This is a genomic window from Geobacter sp. (assembly GCF_030834625.1).
In the GTDB taxonomy this organism is placed as follows: domain Bacteria; phylum Desulfobacterota; class Desulfuromonadia; order Geobacterales; family Geobacteraceae; genus Geobacter.
Genome location: NZ_JAUQXO010000020.1, coordinates 1 through 17812 on the forward strand (window position 1 = coordinate 1; position 17812 = coordinate 17812).

At 58.3% G+C, this 17812-nt stretch carries 14 protein-coding genes and 1 other RNA gene; 2 read left to right on the top strand and 13 right to left on the bottom strand.

All coding sequences use genetic code 11. The annotated features are described in order from the left end of the window. Nucleotides 1-277 precede the first annotated feature (277 nt). From ssrA to RCH91_RS05035, 10 genes are all read right to left on the bottom strand, one after another. Nucleotides 278-633: a transfer-messenger RNA gene (gene ssrA / locus RCH91_RS04990) on the bottom strand. Nucleotides 634-647: 14 nt separating this feature from the next. Then, entirely contained in the window at nt 648-1109 is a 462-nt protein-coding gene (gene smpB, locus RCH91_RS04995) for an SsrA-binding protein SmpB (protein WP_306533460.1), read from the bottom strand. An 85-nt stretch (nt 1110-1194) separates the two neighbouring features. Next, entirely contained in the window at nt 1195-2460 is a 1266-nt protein-coding gene (locus RCH91_RS05000; protein ID WP_306533461.1) for an amidohydrolase family protein, read from the bottom strand. Nucleotides 2461-2542: 82 nt separating this feature from the next. Beyond that, nucleotides 2543-2941 carry an aspartate 1-decarboxylase gene (gene panD, locus RCH91_RS05005; protein WP_306533463.1) on the bottom strand — a complete coding sequence of 133 codons (399 nt, stop codon included), beginning with the start codon at nt 2939-2941 and terminating at the stop codon, nt 2543-2545. Between the two features lies 1 nt (nt 2942). Further along, nucleotides 2943-3794, bottom strand: a complete 852-nt coding sequence (gene panC, locus RCH91_RS05010; RefSeq protein ID WP_306533465.1) for a pantoate--beta-alanine ligase — start codon at nt 3792-3794, stop codon at nt 2943-2945. A 1-nt stretch (nt 3795) separates the two neighbouring features. After that, on the bottom strand, nt 3796-4599 hold the full coding sequence (panB, locus tag RCH91_RS05015) for a 3-methyl-2-oxobutanoate hydroxymethyltransferase (protein WP_306533467.1): 804 nt from the start codon (nt 4597-4599) through the stop codon (nt 3796-3798). A gap of 274 nt (nt 4600-4873) precedes the next feature. Further along, on the bottom strand, nt 4874-6865 hold the full coding sequence (locus RCH91_RS05020; protein ID WP_306533469.1) for a methyl-accepting chemotaxis protein: 1992 nt from the start codon (nt 6863-6865) through the stop codon (nt 4874-4876). Between the two features lie 125 nt (nt 6866-6990). Further along, on the bottom strand, nt 6991-8082 hold the full coding sequence (locus RCH91_RS05025) for a 6-phosphofructokinase (RefSeq protein ID WP_306533470.1): 1092 nt from the start codon (nt 8080-8082) through the stop codon (nt 6991-6993). Next, a complete protein-coding gene (locus tag RCH91_RS05030) occupies nt 8079-9056 on the bottom strand; it encodes an ROK family protein (RefSeq protein WP_306533472.1) in 978 nt (325 codons plus the stop codon). The genes RCH91_RS05025 and RCH91_RS05030 overlap by 4 nt, the downstream gene beginning before the upstream one ends. Continuing rightward, nucleotides 9049-9564, bottom strand: coding sequence for an HIT domain-containing protein (locus RCH91_RS05035; RefSeq protein WP_306533474.1), 516 nt, complete (start codon nt 9562-9564; stop codon nt 9049-9051). The genes RCH91_RS05030 and RCH91_RS05035 overlap by 8 nt, the downstream gene beginning before the upstream one ends. A 289-nt stretch (nt 9565-9853) precedes the next feature. Here RCH91_RS05035 and RCH91_RS05040 point away from each other — a divergent pair, with 289 nt between their 5' ends. After that, on the top strand, nt 9854-12112 hold the full coding sequence (locus RCH91_RS05040) for an NADP-dependent malic enzyme (protein ID WP_306533475.1): 2259 nt from the start codon (nt 9854-9856) through the stop codon (nt 12110-12112). A 140-nt stretch (nt 12113-12252) separates the two neighbouring features. Continuing rightward, on the top strand, nt 12253-12960 hold the full coding sequence (locus tag RCH91_RS05045) for an energy transducer TonB (RefSeq protein WP_306533477.1): 708 nt from the start codon (nt 12253-12255) through the stop codon (nt 12958-12960). Between the two features lie 43 nt (nt 12961-13003). Here RCH91_RS05045 and RCH91_RS05050 read toward each other — a convergent pair whose 3' ends face one another. From RCH91_RS05050 to RCH91_RS05060, 3 genes are all read right to left on the bottom strand, one after another. Then, complete coding sequence (locus tag RCH91_RS05050) at nt 13004-15013, bottom strand: tetratricopeptide repeat protein (protein WP_306533479.1); 2010 nt, start codon at nt 15011-15013, stop codon at nt 13004-13006. A gap of 111 nt (nt 15014-15124) precedes the next feature. Then, nucleotides 15125-17059: a DUF3488 and transglutaminase-like domain-containing protein gene (locus tag RCH91_RS05055; protein WP_306533481.1), complete on the bottom strand. Its 1935-nt coding sequence runs from the start codon at nt 17057-17059 to the stop codon at nt 15125-15127. Continuing rightward, the gene (locus RCH91_RS05060) at nt 17046-17795 is read right to left on the bottom strand and encodes a DUF58 domain-containing protein (protein WP_306533482.1); all 750 of its coding nucleotides are present in this window, start codon (nt 17793-17795) and stop codon (nt 17046-17048) included. Before RCH91_RS05060 ends, RCH91_RS05055 begins: the two co-directional genes overlap by 14 nt. Nucleotides 17796-17812 lie beyond the last annotated feature (17 nt).

Below are 17812 nucleotides of genomic sequence, written 5' to 3' on the forward strand. Positions count from 1 at the left end.
AATGCCAAGCAACTTGAGTCAAAGGCCAGAAAGCATATGCGGCATTTACAGAACAACCGAACCAAAGTGAAAAAGTTCTTCGAGCACCCCTGTGCTGCCTATGCATCTTAATTGCTCTGTTTATTTGCCGGAGTAATACCAACCGGAAGGCCGTTGAAGAAGGTATGTGGACATAAAAAAACCTCGCTCCGATTTGTACCGGCATTTGTACCGGATGTCGAAACAAGGTTTCTTTATCTGCATTTTCAGGTGCAAATACAACAAGTTACATGAAACTTGGTGGAGGTGGCGGGAATCGAACCCGCGTCCGAAGATCATACACAGAAGGCGTCTACATGCTTATGCCAGGAATTGATTTAGCCGCCCGACTCTCCCCTGGCAGGGATTTCCGGAAAGCGATCCTGCTAAGGTTTCGCCTTGGGGCCGCAGGCACTCCCCTTGACTATCCCACTTAAATGACGATCCATCTTCACCCGTAGGAGAGGCTCGGCGGATCGGTAACAGGTTATTAAGCTGCTACGGCGTAGTTATAATTGTCGGCGTGTAATGCGCCCCGGGCTTTTTTACGAGGCCAGCCCGGACCTCGGCATGCAACCTTTAGTTTCCTATCCCCGTCGAAACCTGTACACCCCCTTGAATCCGTGATTTTATTGGTTCTTGCTTCTTTCCCTGAGTGCCAGGGCCATATCCTTCGATTGATCCTTCTTCTTCAGGTCTTCACGCTTGTCGTAGAGCTTTTTACCCTTTGCGAGACCCAACTCCACCTTGGCAAGGCCATTCTTGAAGTAGAGGCGGAGCGGAACAACCGAGTACCCCTTTTCGCGAATCTTGCCAAAGAGCTTTTCGATCTCGCTTTTGTGGAGCAATAGCTTGCGCAATCGATCCGGGTCGTGATTCTCGCGGTTGCCGAAAGCGTAGGGAGTGATGTGGAGATTGTGAAGAAAGATTTCGCCGTCACGTACCAAAGCGAAGGAATCGTTGAGATTAGCCTTTCCCATTCGCAGCGATTTTACTTCGGTCCCTTTCAGAACCATCCCCGCTTCGAACCGCTCTTCTATGAAGTAGTCGTGAAACGCTTTCTTGTTGTTGCAAATCAGCTTCTCTCCCATGTTTTTGATAGTAACAGATATGGCGAAATCATTGCAAGGAGTAAAAAGAACTGTAATTATGGGTTCTTATAATGGATGTGAATGATTAGACAACGGCTTGCGGGCTGGCAGGATGCTTGCCGCAGGGGATAACATGGAGAAGTTCTGCCGAGTGAATGAGTGCCTCGTACAACCCCTCGCCAGAGCCGTACTGGTCGGGGAGCTTCATGACGAGAAGGTCGGCCCGCTTGCCTTTGTCGAGGGAACCGATCTTGTCAGCGAGAGCGAGGTTTCGAGCCGATCCGAGGGTGGTCATGGCAAGCACTTCCGAAGGAGTGAATACGCCCGGGAACAGGTTAATGAGATAGCGCATTTCGTCCCAGAGGGAGAGGGAGTCGTTGCTGGCCAGTGAATCGGTGCCGAGGGCAAGGGGGATGCCGAGTTTTTTCAGGAGCGCAGCCGGTGCCCGTCCCACATCGAGCTTGTCGTTGCTGCGGGGGCAGAGGACCACGCCGACGCCACGCTTGGCGAGTATTTCGGCGTCGGCCGGCGTGAGGTGGACACAGTGGACAGCCGAGATGGGGCCGTTCAAAACGCCGAGTCCGTCGAGCCAGGCAGTGGCGGTGGTGCGTCGTGGAGCGGGAAGGTACGGCTCCCAGCGGACGTGGGGATACAAAATCTCGGCAATCCTTCCTGAAGAATTGAAGAAGAAATCACTTTCCTCGCGTGATTCGGCCAAATGGATCATCCTTGGCACGTTCCGCTCACCAGCCAACCGGTTGACATCCCGATGGAGATGCTCGGAAACGGTGTGAGGTGCATGGGGGGAGAGCCCCGGAAGGAAGGCCCCTCCGGAAAAGGCGGAGAGGGCAGTGTCGATATCTGAAATGAGTTCGGCGCAACGAACCGGATCGTGGCCAATGGCCTCGAAAAAGAGCCTTCCTGTGAAAGAGGAGCCGGCATAGAGGGGGAGGAGCGAGCGGTCGGTGACAATCTCCCCAATGGCAGTTGTTCCCGCTTCGAGGCAGATGCGCAGCCCCTCGCGCACGGAAAGTTCCAGTTCCTGGGGTGTCAGGGCCCGTCGGATCTTGATTACCTGGATGATCCAGTCGATATAGGTTCGGGGCGAGTAGTCGATCCCCTTGCGGATCTTCCAGGAAGGGAAGTGGGTGAGCTCAAGGTGGGTGTGTGCGTTGACGAGCCCGGGGAGAATGGCGCAGCCGGGAAAATCGTGGACGGGACCGCCGTGACGCGAACGAAGCTCGTCAAGCGTTCCCGTCTCGACTATGTGGCCGTTGTCGATGGCCACGGCACCGCCAGGGATGGGGGGAGATGATATGGGCAGCAGGTATGAGGCGGCGTAGAGTTCCATCGAACTGCCTCTCGGCAACGGGTTAAGGCAATTGACACAGGGGAAATCCCCCTGCCCATCGCCTTTCAGCGAACGCCTGGCATTACCAGGCCACCTTCTTGAGTGTCCCCTGCCCCGCCACTTCCTTGCGGGTGGAAAGCATCCGGTTCTGGTCGTCCACGAAAACAAGCTTCGGCTCGTGGTTGAGGGCCTCTTTATTATCCATATTCACGAAACTGGCGATGATGACCAGATCCTTCGGCGCCACGAGACGGGCTGCCGCACCGTTCAGGCAGATGACCCCAGAACCCCGTTCGCCCTCGATGGCATAGGTCTCCAGCCGGCTGCCATTGGTCACGTTCCAGATGGCCACAGCCTCGTAAGGGATGATGTCGGCGGCATCCATGAGGTCCAGGTCGATGGTGACGCTTCCCTCGTAGTGAAGGTCGGCGCCGGTGACCGTGGCGCGGTGGATCTTGCTCTTCAGCATCCTGCGTTCCATGTTAATTTTCCTCCCCCAAGATACAGTTGTCAATCAGCCTTGTTGTTCCTATCGTTACGGCCAGGGCTATGAGTGTCTGCCCGTTTGCCGTTTCGATTGCCTCAAGGGTCTCACTGTCACGGAAATCCGCGTAGTCGATGGTGGCGCCGGGCACCTCGCCGATGATCCGCAACACCTTCTCCCGCAGGGTCGCAACGCGGCACTCCCCATCACGGAAAAGGGCCCGGGCGGTAGCCAACGCACGGCTGAGGCAGAGAGCGCTCTTTCGCTCCTCCGGACCCAGGTAGGCGTTGCGGGAGCTCATGGCAAGGCCGTCCGCTTCGCGCACAATGGGCATGCCGACGATTTCTACGTCCATGTTCATGTCGCCAGCCATGCGGCGGATGACGGCCAGCTGCTGGAAATCCTTCTTGCCGAAAAGGGCCACGTGGGGCATGACGATATTGAGAAGCTTGGCGACCACGGTGGTGACCCCCCGGAAGTGACCCGGACGACTCGCGCCGCAGAGGTGACGTGTCAGTTCCTCCACGGCCACGAAGGTCTGGAAGCCCCGGGGGTACATGTCTGACGCCTTTGGCGCGAAAATGACGTCCACCCCGGCCGCCACGGCCACGTTCCGGTCCCGCTCCAGGTCGCGGGGGTAGGCGTCGAAGTCCTCGGTGGGACCAAACTGGGTTGGGTTCACGAAGATGCTTGCCACAAGGATGTCGGCCCGCTTCTTCCCCTCAACCATAAGGGAGGCGTGTCCTTCGTGGAGGTAACCCATGGTCGGGACCAAGGCAATGGTTTTGCCGTTCTTCCGGGCTTCCCGGGAAAAGGCCTGCATCTCGACAACCGTTTCAATGATTCTCATCTCAGCTGAACGAGTGCCCCTCGTCGGGGAACTCTCCTTTCTTCACGTCGGCAATGTATGAGGAAACCGCCCCGGCGATAAGGGCGCCGGCATCCGCGTAACGTTTCACGAATTTTGGGGAGTATTTTTCGCACAGGCCGAGGATATCGTGGATAACAAGCACCTGGCCGTCGCAGTGGGGCCCCGCGCCGATGCCGATAGTTGGTATGGAAAGATCTGCGGTGATTCGTTCCGCGAGCCTCAGCGGAATCCCCTCCAGGACCACGGCGAAGGCACCGGCCTCTTCCACGGCCTTGGCATCTTCAATGAGCCGCTGAGCCTGCTCCTCCTTCTTTCCCTGGACCCTGAATCCCCCCATCCGGTGGATCGACTGGGGGGTGAGGCCGATGTGGGCCATGACCGGGATGTCCATATCGACAATGGCACGGATAGTGGCGGCAACGTGGGTCCCCCCCTCCAGTTTGACCGCTTCCGCTCCTGCCTCCTTCACTAAACGGCCGGCGTTGATACGGGCATCACGAAGGTCGGTCTGGTAGGAAAGAAACGGCATATCGGCGACCACGAGGGCCTTGGGCCGTGCCCGCACCACAGCTCGGGTATGATAGATCATTTCGTCCATCGTCACCGGCAGGGTGTTATCGTACCCGCCAAACACGACGCCGACCGAGTCGCCGACAAGGATCACATCGATGCCGCAATCATCCATGACGCGAGTTAAGGGGTAGTCATAGCTGGTGAGGACGGTTATCTTCTCCCCCGTCGCTTTCATCTTCTGGATATCGAGGATTGTCTTCTTAGGATTCACGGGAACTCCACTCAAAATAAAATGCGCCACCGGGGTTCCGGAGGCGCATGTGACAAGACCAAGGGAAGAGAGTGCCCCCCCTGTCGTTGCGGCTATTGCCATCCGTCCCGGTTCTTGCGAATCCAGGCAGTATCAATTTGTCGTGAACAGATTTTCGGCTCCGCCAGTGTTGCGGGCCATCATTTTAAAACACGGTTATTGGTAGCACAAATCGGACGACGCTGTCCATACAATATTTCAATTACCGGTTCGGTGCATGCGAAGAAAAATCAGATTAACCGGCAATCTTCTTCATCATCTCAAGTTCGCTTACCACGGCGCTGCTTTCTCCGCGGCGGACCTCCATATCCTGGAAAATCTTGGTGACCATCTCGCCGACGGCCTCCACCGACTGCTTGATCTCGCTGCCGTCCTCCACCTGTTTGACAGTCGCCCGCACCATCTCCTGGGTCATCTCCTTGATGGTGTCAACGGATCGGACAATGCTCATGGCAGCGTCGGACTGCTCCTTGGAGGCCTTGAAGATCTGGGAGCTCATGCTGCTTACGTTCTCGATGGAATGGGTGACAAGCTGGACGCTTCGGGCCTGCTCCTCGGTGGCGGTCTTAATCTCGTGGGTCATGTCCATGGAGCGGGCCGAACTTTCGTGGATCACCTGTAGCGATTGCCCCATGACGCCGCCCAGCTCCACTCCCTTCTGCACCAGCTCCTTGGAGGCTGAGATGTTCTGGGCCGCGCTCCGGGATTCATTCATGATCTCCTCGATGATGCCGGTGATCTCGCCGGTGGACTGGCCGGTCTGGAGCGAGAGGTTGCGGATTTCGTCGGCAACAACGCCGAAGCTCTTGCCGTACTCACCCGCCTGGGCCGCAATGATGGAGGCGTTGAGCGCCAGGAGATTGGTCCGTTTGGTGATGTCGTTGATGACGCCGACGATGCTTTCGATTCGGCCGCTGTTTTCGGTGAGCCGCTTCATGGCGTCGAAGGAGAGCCCGACCGAGCGCTGGATCTCGGCAAGTGACGCAACGGTTTCCTTCACTACCCGCCTGCCGCTGTCGGCCTCTTCTTTCACCTTGCTGGACACCTGGTGGGAAATGGCGGCACTCTGCTCCACGTTCTTGATGGTGGAGTTGAGTTCTTCCATGGCCGATGCAGACTTGTCGATGGATTCTGAGAGGTAGTCCAGGTTTTTCGTCACCTGTTCGATGGATACGTAGATATTGCTCACGGAGGAGCTCGTCTCGTCAACGGAGGCAAGGACGCTTTCGGCTGCGGATGCGATATGGGCGGTGCCGTCGGCAACGGAGTTGACTGCGTCCTTGAGGTTCATCACATAGCGGGAGTAGTGATCACGGTTCTTGAGCAGGTCGGAGAAGGTGGTTTCCAACTCAGAGGTGAGCGTTCCTATGGCCCTGAGAAGGTTAATCCTCACGATGGCCGACGCGGCCTGATCGGCGAACAGCTTGATAGTGTCCACGTCGGTATCGTTCAGTGAGCGCCTGCTCTGCCGGTTGTCGATGCCGAAGATCCCCACGGTCTCTCCCTTTACAATGATGGGACAGAGGACGAAGCTCCTGGAGCGGAGCGCCCGGATCGCATCATAGGGGGGCTTGAGCCGGAAGTCAGACGGATAGGAGCTGATATCGTCTATCATGTAGATCTGCCGATCGGCAAAACACTTGAAGATGACCCCGCTGCGGATATCTATGGGGATGGTCACTCCCTTGTGATTGAAGTCAGGAGTGCCGACGGACGCCACAAAGGAAAGGTTGGAGCGCCCCTCATCGGCCATCAGGATACTGACCCGCTCATAACCGAGGACGTCGTGGAGTCCTTCTGCGCACAGGCGCAGCACCCCGTCAATATCGATCGATTTCTGGATTTTACTGCTGATCTGGTGGAAATTCTTGATGTTGCTGTCGAGGGCCCGGTAGCGTTGCTCAAAGACCTCCTTTTGGGAGGCGACCTCCTGATGAAGGACATCCAGTTCCGCGGCGCGGCTGTGGAGCTCATCGCTCGTCTTGCCGATGTAGTGACCGAGGATGGCGAGCACACAGGCTGTGCCGATCCCCATATAGGCATAGAGCGCCATATTGAAGGGAGACTTGACAATGTCGCCGAATATCTGCGACAGGAGGGACCGTTCCGGGTCGGCGAAAAAAATAACGCGGATAAGCGTCCAGCCTATGGGGGCACTGATCCCCAGGATGCATCCGAAAAGTCCGTAGAGAAAGCTTCTGTTCTTCACGACAGCCCCGGAATCCATAAACGGTTTCCCTCCATGTGAATCGTTCCCGAAAAGGGATGCTACATAATAACATCGGCCGCTGCATGAATTTCTTCAGAGAAATATCTCTGCACTCTATAGTGCAGGGTCGTCAAAGTCAATTATCACTCCCTTCCGACGTTGATTCCCAACTCCTTGGCAGCGGTCACCATTTGCCCCTTGGGATCAACGAGTTTGAGCTTGCGGACCGCCTTTTCGATGGGAACGGATCGGATGGCCCTCCCCCTGAGGCAGATCATCTCCCCGTACTGCTCCTTTTCGATGAGCTCGACAGCGCCGATGCCGAAACGGCTCCCGAGGCAACGGTCAAAGGTGGAAGGCGATCCTCCCCGCTGGAGATGGCCAAGGACCGTCACCCGGATGTCCATGTCGAGACAGGAGGTGAGCCCATGGGCCACGAAACCGCCAATGCCGCCGAGTCGCTCGATTGCAGTGGTCTCGTCGGCTTTCTTCTGTACGACCCGTGAACCGCCCCGCGGATAGGCCCCTTCGGCCGCCACCACGATACTGAATTTGCTTCCCCGGCGCCGCCGTGCATCAATGGAATTGCAGACGGTTTTAAGGTCGAAGGGTATCTCGGGGATGAGAATCACGTCGGCCCCGCCGCTGATGCCCGATTCGAGCGCTATCCAGCCGGCATAGCGTCCCATGACCTCCATAATCATGACCCGATGATGACTCTCCGCCGTGGAATGGAGCTTGTCGAGGGCATCGGTGGCGGTTTCCAGGGCCGTGTTGTAACCGAAGGTGACGTCGGTTTCCATGAGGTCATTGTCGATGGTTTTCGGTACGCCGACGACCGGCACCCCCTTCTTCATCAGCTCAAGGGCGATCTTGAGGGAGCCGTCGCCCCCCACCGCCACGAGGGCGTCGATGCCCATCTCTCTGATCCGCGCCACCACCCGGTCGGAGACATCGGTCAGCACTGTCTTGCCGTCCACTTCCATGGGGTAGGAAAAGGGATTGCCCCGGTTAGAGGTGCCGAGGATCGTTCCGCCCCGCGGCAGAATCCCCCGCACATCGTTGAGCCCCAGGGGCCTGGGGCTCCGGTCGTAGAGGAGACCGTCGAATCCGTCCTCGATACCGACCACCTCCCACCCTCTCCCGATGATGGCGCTTTTCACAACGCCCCGGATGACTGCATTGAGGCCGGGGCAGTCGCCCCCTCCGGTCAGGATGCCGATTTTTCGTTTCATGGGTTTCCCTTTTGATAATGGTTCATTACCAGTGCCGCGCTGCCGAGGAAACCGCCATCGTCTCCCAAGGTGGCCCGATCGATTCGCAGTCGTCTGCCAGGAATCGGAAACGCCCTCCCGAGAATCTCCCGCTCGATGCTTTCCTGAAGAAGGTCAAAGCTAGCGGCGACTCCGCCTCCGATGATGAGCGCTTCAAGATTGAGGAGATTGGCAACGGACGCGGCCGCTATCCCCAAATACCGTCCGGCCTCGGCGAAGAGGGACAGCGCAGTCGGATTCCCTTCCCGCGCGGCATCGGCAACCATCTTGGTGGTTATGCCGTCGAGCCGGTGTCCTGCCAGCAGGATAGAGCCCTGTCGAGACATGACCTCTCTGGCTGCAGTCACCAGGGCGCTTGCGGATGCGTACTGCTCGAGGCAGCCATGGTTGCCGCAGGGGCAGGGTTTTCCTTCAGGCTCCACGGTCATGTGGCCGAACTCCCCCGCCACGCCGTCGATGCCGGTCCAGATCTTCCCATCGAGTATCAACCCGCCGCCGACGCCAGTGCCGAGGGTCACCATCAGGAACGACCTGTACCCTCTCCCTGCGCCGTAAACACTCTCTCCGAAAGCAAACGCGTTCACATCGTTTGCCACCACTGTGGGGAGTCCGGTCATAGCCTGGAGTTCATCCCGCAGGTTCAAGCCGTCCAGGGGGGGGAGATTCACCGAGACATGCACGTGGCCGTTGTTGGCGATGAGTCCCGGAACCCCTACCCCCACGGCCACCGTCTCCCTGCCGTTGTCCCTGGCAATGCGCAGTAGGGACTCGATGCCTCTGCCGAGGAGCGAGAAGAAAGCCTGCCGGCCATGATGGATTTCGGTCCGGGATTTGGTTTTATGGATGATGACACCTTGCTCGTCCACGAGGGCCATGCGGAGATTGGTCCCTCCGACGTCTATGCCGATGTAGGCGCGGTCGCTGATTTCATCCATTCAGAAGATCTCCTGGCGACTCATGCCACGGGGTCGCGAAATGGGGATAAAGGCGGTCGTAGGCGGTCAGAAGTCCCTCGGGGACGACACGCACATCAGCAACGACCGTCATGAAATTCGAATCGCCATTCCAACGGGGGACGACGTGGATATGGAGGTGGTCCTCGATCCCGGCGCCGGCTGCGCGGCCGAGATTAAGCCCGATATTGAACCCCTGGGGTGAAGCCTCTTCCTCAAGGACGCCGCGACAGAGCCTGACGGTCCGGAAGAGGTCGAGCATCTCGTCGTTCGACAGGGCATCCAAATCCGCCGTATGGCGCCGGGGCGCCACCATCAGGTGGCCATTCGTGTAGGGATAACGGTTGAGCATAACCAGGGATAACGGCGTTCTGTGAAGGACTAGATTCTGCCGGTCCTCTTCGCTCCGTTCACCCAGACAAAAGATGCACCCGTGAGGTTTTTCATCGAGAATATAATCCATGCGCCAGGGCGCCCATATCCTCTCCATCGCTTCCCCCTGCCCCGAGATAATCTAAGTGTGACAACCCAGAAATTATCATCGAATTTCGCTCCAAATACAAGCTTTCACGTTATATTGACGATCCGCCTGCTGAGTAAAATGTTTTTTTAGCGACACTGTAATTTGCCCTTGACAAAAAGGCAAAACACGGTCTAAGGTGACATAATTTATGAGAAATCTATAGAATAGAACCCTGTAATAGCGGCTCAACAACGCGAAACTATTTTTACCGTGAATAAAAATTGAGCCCCCAACGAAGAAAGGAGCAAGGACCAGCATGAGTAAAAAACAGGATGCCTTGGATTACCATTCGAGTGGACGCAAAGGAAAGATTGAAGTCGTTGCCTCGAAGCCGTGCCTGACCCAGCGGGATCTCTCCCTCGCCTACTCCCCCGGCGTTGCCGAGCCCTGTCTCGAGATCGAGAAGAATCCCGAAGATGCCTACAAGTACACCGCAAAAGGGAATCTGGTCGCAGTCCTCTCCAACGGCACCGCGGTCCTGGGCCTTGGGAACATCGGCGCCCTTGCCGGCAAGCCGGTCATGGAAGGTAAAGGGGTCCTTTTCAAGCGTTTCGCCGATATTGATGTTTTCGACATTGAGGTAAATTCCGAAGATCCCGATGAAGTCATCAAGGTCTGTCAACTCTTGGAGCCCACCTTTGGCGGGATCAACCTGGAGGACATCAAGGCCCCCGAGTGCTTCTATATCGAGGAAGAACTCAAGAAAACCATGAATATCCCGGTTTTCCATGACGACCAGCACGGCACTGCCATCATTTCCGCCGCGGGTCTCATGAATGCTCTTGAGCTTATCGGCAAGAAACTCGATGAAATACGGCTTGTGGTGAACGGGGCTGGTGCCTCTGCCATTGCCTGCGCCAATCTGGCCATCTCCCTGGGTCTGAAAAAAGAAAACCTGATCATGTGCGATACCAAGGGGGTCATCTACAAGGGGCGCACCGAGGGGATGAACAAGTACAAGGAACGCTTTGCGGTGGACACGCCGCTTCGCACGCTGGAAGAGGCCGTCGAAGGGGCAGACGTACTGTATGGCCTCTCGTCCAAAGGGGCAATCACCCAGGACATGGTGCGCAAGATGGCCGCCAACCCGGTCATTTTCGCCATGGCCAACCCCGATCCGGAAATCACGCCGGAAGAGGCCCATGCCGTGCGCGGCGACGTGCTCATCGCCACCGGCCGCTCCGACTATCCGAACCAGGTCAACAACGTCCTCGGATTCCCCTTCATTTTCCGCGGCGCTCTCGATGTCCGGGCCACCACCATCAACGAAGAAATGAAGAAGGCTGCGGTGTTCGCCCTGGCCGAACTGGCCCGTGAGGAGTGCCCCGACTCGGTCTGTCGCGCCTACGGCAACGTCAAGTTTTCTTTTGGCCGCAACTATATCATCCCGAAACCCTTCGACCCCCGGGCCCTCCTGCGGGTAGCACCGGCGGTCGCCAAGGCAGCCATGGAATCGGGAGTGGCCCGCCAGCCCATCGAGGACATGGAGAAGTACGTCGAGCACCTTGAGTCGCTCCAGGGGAAAGCAAAAGAAACCCTGCGCATAATCATCAACAAGGCCAAAAACGATCCCAAGAAGATCGTCTTCCCCGAGGGGGACAACGAAAAGATCCTCAGGGCGGCCCAGATCCTCATTGAAGAAGAGATTGCCAAACCGATCCTCATCGGTAACCAGGACAAGATCAGGGCAAACATGGCTGAACTGGGTCTCGACTTGAACGGCAGTGTGCAGATCATCGACCCGGCCACCTTCGAGCGGTCTGAAGAATATGCCCAGGAGCTCTACCGCCTGCGGCAACGCAGGGGCCTCACCCTCTCCGAAGCCCGGCGGATCATGACCCGAAAATCCCGCACCCACTTTGGCTGCATGATGGTGCATATGGGTGATGCGGATAGCCTCCTCTCCGGCATCGATACCCACTATCCCGAGACCATCCGCCCGGCACTGGAAGTCATCGGCAAGCAGCCCGGCCTGTCCAGCGTCCACGGTCTCTACATGATGGTCTTCAAGAAGGGGATCTATTTCATGGCCGACACCACGGTCTGCATCGAGCCGACTCCTGAGGAACTGGCCGAAACCGCCATTCTTGCCGCGGAAAAAGTCCGCATGCTCGACATCGAGCCGACGGTTGCCATGCTCTCCTTCTCGAACTTCGGCTCGGTTAACCACCCCCAGGCCCAGAAGGTCAAGCGGGCCGTTGAGATCGTCAAGCAAAAGGCTCCGGATCTCATCGTTGACGGCGAAATGCAGTCGGACACCGCTGTTGTTACGGAGATCCTGCAGAAGAGCTTCTCTTTTGCATCCGTCAAGGAAGCGGCCAACATCCTGATCTTCCCCGACCTCAACTCCGGAAACATCTGCTACAAGCTTCTCCACCACCTGGGCGGGGCCGAAGCGATTGGGCCGCTCCTCATGGGAATGCAGAAGCCGGTTCACGTCCTCCAGCGGGGTGACGATGTGACCGACATCGTTAACATGGCCGCAATCGCCGTGGTAGACGCCCAGAACTCGTAAGTACTCATCACCTGTATCGCAGAAACAATAAGGGGGCCGTGAGGCCCCCTTTCGCTTGCCATCCTTCAGGATACTTTGCTAGAATTTCCCATTGCGCGCTGTCCAACGTTCAACAATCAACAATTGGGAGCCTAACCGCGATGGAGCATCACCCGCCCCTGTACCGGCCTGCCAGGAACCTGTTCGCCAGAACGCTGACACTCTCCCTGGCGTTACACCTTGCCCTTGCTGTCGTCGCTGTGCTCTTCCCCGGTCGTCTTGCCCGTCTTGCCCCAGAACAGATCGTTATGGTTGACCTGTCGGACGCCAGCACCCCGTTACCGCAAGTAAGTCCAAAAACAACCGCTGTTCAACCTTCCGCCTCGATTCCGCAGCGACAGATGGTCCTTCCCTCCCCCACTGAAAAGATCCTTCCGGCACCTCTGCCGACTCCCGTGGAGGAAGTCTCTCCTCAACCGCCCCCCCAAGCCACTGGCCCATCCCTCTCCCTTGGCCTCACACGGGGTTTTTTCAGAAGCCTCGCCGACGGGGAAACCCTGCGCGGTGATGTGCGTGAGTACTATTTTGCACTGGTGGAGCGGGTCAACGAACAGTGGTGGTCGGCGGCGGGCGGCACCGATGTGGAACCGGGGCGACGGGAGGCCCTCGTCACAATAATCGTTCGGAAAAGCGGAGAGATATTCGATGTACGGCTGGTTAAGAGTTCGGGTAATGACGAGTACGACCGGATGATCCTGGATGCCCTCCAGGCCGCGTCTCACCTTCCTCCCCTTCCGGAGAGCTATCCCGGGGAGTTCTTTCAGGCACCGTTGCGCCTCATGGCGCCCCGCGGCCTCCTCTTTTCCTGAACGCCTTCTGCTGCAGGCGGGTCCTACGAAAAAAGGGCGGGAGTTACCCCGCCCCTTCCTCAACTTCATCAAGATCTACAAGTTCTAAATCGGCCGTTTCCAATGAATTGTCGTCGCACTGGAGACGGGCGATCTTCTGTGCCGTGTCCCGGAAAGCGGGATTGAGCGCAAAGACCTCTCGGTAACCGGCCAGGGCCCGGTCCCCCTGGCCGGCCGACTCATGGAGCAGAGCCAGCTCGTAGGTGAGGCAAAGCCGCTCCAAGGCTGAAAGCTCCGCAAGCTCGAGTCCCGCGCGGAAAAATTCCTCGGCCCTCGCCGAGTCCCCCTTCTCCCGAGAACAGATGCCCTGAAGGGTAATACAGTCGGCACGGCGCCGCGGATCGCGGGCAGCTGACTGCAATTCGGCGATTGCGTCGTCGAAAAGCCCCATTTCCTTGTAGGCAATACCGAGACTATAGTGAGATTCGGTGTCATCCTGGGAGAGCTGCTCGCCAACCCCCTTTTTGAAGGCGGAGAAGAGACCGTCGAGGCCATACTTGTCTGTCTTTGGCACCGATGAGTCAAGGTTTTGCGGAGGAATGATTTCATCCAGGTCCTCTTCGGTGAAATCGAGTGAAAAGCCTTCTCCGGCAGACACTTCCACCACCGGCTGATCCGCAGTGCCGTCACCGGTTCCGCCAAGCCAATCGTCCGTTAACCCCGGGAAATCAGCCAATTCGATTTCAACCTCATGAGTCTCCTCTGGCGCCGGCTCATCAAACCTGACCGCTCCCTCGTCCACGTCCATAAGATTCAGACCATCATCGTGCAGGAGCAAGGCAGGTGCAGATGTCTCCCCGTCAGTTGACTGGCTTCTATCAGTGGAGGCATCATCGTCAAAAGAGATGTCGATCTCTTCTTCCCAAGGAATCTCCTCGGCAGCGGGCTCTTCCTGGGGAGAATCCTCTTCGGCGGGCCGCGGGATAACGTCAGTTTCTTCTATCGTCATAATCGCGGGGGACGACACAGCCGGGGCCTCGGACTCCTCTGACGGCCCGGCCTGCTGACCGACCACCTCGCGTATTCTCCGCAGCCCCTCGGTGATACCTGGATGGTCTGGCGCAAGATCCCTGAAGGAGAGATAGAACTGCTCAAGGGTTTCCGGCTCCGCCGCCATGAGATCGGGCTCCACGTGGCGAAGCACCCGTAACCCTTCTTCCACATTGCCTTCAGCTCGCAGACTGAAGAGGAAACCCTTGATGGCGGCAACCTCTCCCGGGAACCGTTTGACGATCTGGCCATAGGCGCCCTTGGCCATGGCCGGATCACCCGCGGCGCGGGCAGCATCTGCAAGGAGATAGAGCGCGTTGGGATTCCACCGGTCATCGCCGACAATCTGTCTGAGGATGGAAATGGCGGCAGCAGCTTTTCCTTCTTTGATGTGATGTTCGGCGACGGAGAGGAGAAAGTCCTTGCGGTCCGGGAAAAGGCTCCCGATCCGTTCGCAGAGGCGACCGTAGGCCGATTCGTCCCCACGCGACCTGAGCTCGCGGGCAAGCTCCGTATAGTCGCGGTAAGAATCATCGAGCAAACCGGCCCGGTACCGCGTATCGGCAAGCTTCAGCCGAATATTCAGGTTTTCCCGGTCGGCGGCAAGCATCTTTTCAAGGACTGCCACGGCGTCGTCGAGCCGATTGCTCCGCTCGTACTGATCGAAGACGAGTTTGTATTCTGCAAGGGCGTTGCCGATGAGTCCCTGCTTTTCGTTGAGGGTGCAGAGGGTAAGCGAAATATCCAGGTTGGAGGGGGTAATCTTCTGTATCTGTTTATAGACGGCGATCGCCTTGAGGTAAAAACCATTGTCTGAATAGTACTTGCCGATCACCTCGAATTCCCGGAGCGCGTCCTCTTTCCGGTTTGCGCGCACCAGCAACTCGGCGTATTTTTGTCGAACCCGTACGTCTTTCGGGTCAATGGTGACCGCCTGTTCGTACTCCCGGAGAGCGCGGTCCAGTTGACCCTTCACGAGGAATTTCTGTGCACTGTCGAGAAGTTTTTCTTTCTTTGAACTCAAGGCCTGTCCGGATTCTACGGTGAAATGGTAACGAATGTCTTTGTAAACTAAAGTAAAGAGACCACCTTGTCAAGGCATATGAAACGACCGAAACCGCCTGAAATCAGGGCGTCAGCTCGATTTGTCATCCTCTCGCCGGACCGGGACGCCGATGGCGTTGACGAGCAGGGAGAGTTGCCGGCATTCTTCGGCCGTGAGTCGCCGATCCCGGTAGATTGCCCCACCAAAGATGGCGGCAAATTCAGTTACGGCCGGGTCGTTGACAATATCCGCAAGCTCTTTGAGCCCCCGCGACCGGTGGTTACGGGGGACGCCGTAAGACTTTTCGATCCGGGCACGGAAACGCCTCAAGAGTCGCTCTTCGCGGGTGCTCCCGCCAAAGGTCACGATCCACCAGACCGCAACGGCAAAGGCAGCGGCGCCACCGGCAACCGGAAGGAGCCACCGGCTGACGACGGGAAGGTTAAGCCCTCTGAATTGCCGATTGGCGCGTCGCACAAGTTCCACCTGCTTCTGTAGGTCGTAGGTTATGACCGCCTGGTTCCAGTACCAGGTGAGAGAATCGGCAAAAGCAGCGAGCTTCGTGGCAAAACTGCGGCGGGAAGGGGTGGCGCGATCGAAGTTGGCGGCAAAGGAGCTCGGATCAATCCTCACCCATCCCCTCTTCTCGATAAACGCCTCAACCCAGACATGGGCGCGGTCTTCGGTGACCACATAGTAGCCGCCAATCTCGTTGAAGTCGCCGCCGTAGTATCCTCCCACAAGACGTGCCGGCACCCCTGCCAGGCGGAGCAGGGTCGCAAAGGATGAGGCGAAGAATTCGCAGTGCCCGGTCCGCCGCTGGAAAAGGAAGGCGTCAACGGGGTCCGCAGCGACGGCAAGTCCGCTGGTGGCGTAACGGAATCCCTGTTGCGTGAACCATGTCTCCACGCGACTCAACCGCTCGGCATCGGTCGGGCTGCCAGCCGTGAACCCGCGGGCCAGGGCGGCGATCCGGGGGGAAACCTGGTCAGGGAGGCGCAGGTAGTGGTCACGGTCGATTCCCCGGGGAACCGGAATGGCATCGGACAGGACCGACCACGCCTCGTAACGTATCCGGCCGCTCCCGCTCACCCGGCGGGTGAAGGTGAAGTCGGCGTCCTGGCTTGCCCGCACGCCGTCCATACGGGTCGGGATATCCAGGGCAAGGAGATAGGCGTTTCGTGACGGTTCGGGGTAGATGACCTGGCGAACCTCGTTCCCCTTGGGAGCGGCAGGAACCTCGTCGGGGCGCTTCTCGCTTCGCACCCAGGTGGCACCGGCCAAAGCGTCGAAGACGATTCCCCGCCAGTAGAGATCGTTGCGGCCAAGCTGCGGGCATTCAGCCCGGAAGGCAACGGTCTTCACGTCTCCTACGCTCGCAGTCTTGCCCGGCTCGACCCGGTCGCTGAAGCCGGCCGCCCGTTCTCCCGGGACATTGAGAAAATTGAGGAGCGGATACTGGGTCCGGGGAAGAATGGTGAAAAAGATCAGGAGCAGCGGCACCGAAGCCGCCGGCATGGCGAGGGCCACGCCGACCACCCGCGAGAGACCCTGGCGAGTAAGGCGCAGGCGCGTATCCACGGAAAGGAAGGTGAGGAGCACAAGGGAAACGGCAATCAGGGCGAGTTGGAGGAAGAGGTAGACGAGGAATAGGGCGCTCAGACTGAAGAGGGACGAACTTGCCAGGGCGAAGAGGGCCAGGGCAAAGGTCTGGAGGAGGTTGCGGGGGCTCTTTTCGTTCACTATTCGTACACAGAGGAGCACCACCAGGAAGTTGACGACCGGTGCCGCGGGGTTCGCCATACTGAGTTGAAGAAGGTAGACAACGAAGGGAATGATGGTGGCGATGGTGGAGGGAATGCCGGTAAGAGGATATTTACCTTTACGGTCGAAGACAATCCCGGCTGCCATGGCCAGGGGAAAGGCGAGCCGGACCGTAAGGTCCACATGGGGCGCCACCGGCAGGTAGCCGAGGATGGCGACCGCGTAGGCGAGGACCGTTATGAGAGAGCTAACGGGAACCATGGAGAGCGAGCTCCGTGAGGAGCCTTAGCCGATGTGACCGGGAGATGTCGGGCCGATAAACCTTCGAGCCGGCAATGAGCCCCACCGGCCGGTTGGCCCTGATGGAACGGTTAACGATCCAGACGCCGCATGAAAGCCTTTCATCCATACTGCGGCCGGGAAGTTTGGCCAGATCGAGCATGAGGGGTACGTCGGCCATGGCGGTCAGCTGCTTTACCTTCAGATTCTCGTGGCGGGCCGATAGGCGCCAGTGGACGAGCTTCAACGGTTCAACGCCCGTGTACTCGGCAATCGTTTCCATTTCCCCCTCGTAGCCCCGGCCGCGGCTCTCGACCACTCCCCTGCTCCGCCCGTCTGCCGGACCCGCTGGCGGGCCGCAGGGTACCGGACGGGGAAAGACGACGCAATGAGCATTGAGGGGAAGCGTCGTACTCCGGATGAAAAAATTGATCGGAAACGGTGAACTGACAACGGCCTGACTCAGCTCCTTCCGCCCCCTTCCCTGGAACGTCACTGCCAGAGAAGTGGTTTCGCTTCCCGTGCGGTCCACCAGGTGGAAGCCGCCGCATGCTCCTTCGAGCTCCACCCGCAGCAGAAACGAGGGAACAAACCGCTTGTGGTTCTCCACCTGGAGCGACACGTAGGTTTCCTGGCCATCATAGATCTCGTCGGGAAGACGGACCGCGAGGGAGAGGTACCGGATGTTGAGCCAGCCGAGGATACCGGAGACGGTCATAAAACCGAGGAGGGCCG

Bases quoted from the DNA above. Each gene is read 5' to 3' on its own strand.
- RCH91_RS05060 (WP_306533482.1), bottom strand. From the start codon at position 17,795: ATGACCGTCTCCGGTATCCTCGGCTGGCTCAACATCCGGTACCTCTCC.
- RCH91_RS05035 (WP_306533474.1), bottom strand. From the start codon at position 9,564: ATGGAGAGGATATGGGCGCCCTGGCGCATGGATTATATTCTCGATGAA.
- RCH91_RS05045 (WP_306533477.1), top strand. From the start codon at position 12,253: ATGGAGCATCACCCGCCCCTGTACCGGCCTGCCAGGAACCTGTTCGCC.
- RCH91_RS05055 (WP_306533481.1), bottom strand. From the start codon at position 17,059: ATGGTTCCCGTTAGCTCTCTCATAACGGTCCTCGCCTACGCGGTCGCC.
- RCH91_RS05040 (WP_306533475.1), top strand. From the start codon at position 9,854: ATGAGTAAAAAACAGGATGCCTTGGATTACCATTCGAGTGGACGCAAA.
- smpB (WP_306533460.1), bottom strand. From the start codon at position 1,109: ATGGGAGAGAAGCTGATTTGCAACAACAAGAAAGCGTTTCACGACTAC.
- RCH91_RS05020 (WP_306533469.1), bottom strand. From the start codon at position 6,865: ATGGATTCCGGGGCTGTCGTGAAGAACAGAAGCTTTCTCTACGGACTT.
- RCH91_RS05000 (WP_306533461.1), bottom strand. From the start codon at position 2,460: ATGGAACTCTACGCCGCCTCATACCTGCTGCCCATATCATCTCCCCCC.
- panC (WP_306533465.1), bottom strand. From the start codon at position 3,794: ATGAGAATCATTGAAACGGTTGTCGAGATGCAGGCCTTTTCCCGGGAA.
- panD (WP_306533463.1), bottom strand. From the start codon at position 2,941: ATGGAACGCAGGATGCTGAAGAGCAAGATCCACCGCGCCACGGTCACC.
- RCH91_RS05025 (WP_306533470.1), bottom strand. From the start codon at position 8,082: ATGAAACGAAAAATCGGCATCCTGACCGGAGGGGGCGACTGCCCCGGC.
- RCH91_RS05030 (WP_306533472.1), bottom strand. From the start codon at position 9,056: ATGGATGAAATCAGCGACCGCGCCTACATCGGCATAGACGTCGGAGGG.